General features: G+C 44.8%; 1 protein-coding gene and 1 pseudogene. Both read left to right on the top strand.

Annotated features, from left to right (window positions below; genetic code table 11):
* Positions 1-345, top strand: a pseudogene (locus tag M1B78_RS18495) (transcriptional regulator); the annotation flags it as partial.
* A gap of 70 nt (positions 346-415) precedes the next feature.
* Positions 416-612, top strand: a 197-nt coding sequence (locus tag M1B78_RS18490) for a UpxZ family transcription anti-terminator antagonist (protein ID WP_276019297.1), incomplete at its 3' end; no start/stop codon positions are given.

Raw genomic sequence — 612 nt, 5'->3', positions numbered from 1 at the left:
GCACGTCCTTCCGAAGTGCAGCGATTTAAGTCTCAAATTACTTATTTGCAATATATTACTGATACCCGTAGCGGTCAGAAAATAATCATTCCCGACCATGATATGCAGCGTTTCATAGCCGTCGCCGGTACCTATAATGACCATCTTCTCTATTTCCAACCCGAAGAACTGAATCTCTCCAAAGGTACGAAAGTCCGTATCACCGGTGGCGACTTCGAGGGTCAAGAAGGTGTTTTTCTAAAGGTAAAAGGTGCCCGTGATCGTCGTGTAGTGATTGCTATACAAGGTATCATCGCCGTTGCCATTGCGACCATCCATCCAGACCTCATCGAAGTAATCAAATAATCGTCGATAATCAATGATTAGTCATTGGTGATAGATAAATCATAACTCTGAAATCATAAATCAAAATAGCATGTCTCTTTTAGAAGAAGCACTCCTCCTTCAGCGTGCCGCGCACGATCTGATGTATTTGGGTATGGACGGCAGTCCTATCTATAGCGATGACTTGTCCCGTCGTAACAGCGAAGTCTATCGCTTGACCACAACTTTGTATAATTCAGGCACCTGGGGTACCACGGTGGAGGAGCAGGCAAATGTATGTCTTGCGCT

It is taken from the genome of Bacteroides muris (ex Fokt et al. 2023) (assembly GCF_024704895.1).
In the GTDB taxonomy this organism is placed as follows: Bacteria; Bacteroidota; Bacteroidia; order Bacteroidales; family Bacteroidaceae; genus Bacteroides; species Bacteroides muris.
Note: the sequence above shows the minus strand (reverse complement) of the source record. Positions and strands in the feature narration are given on the sequence as shown.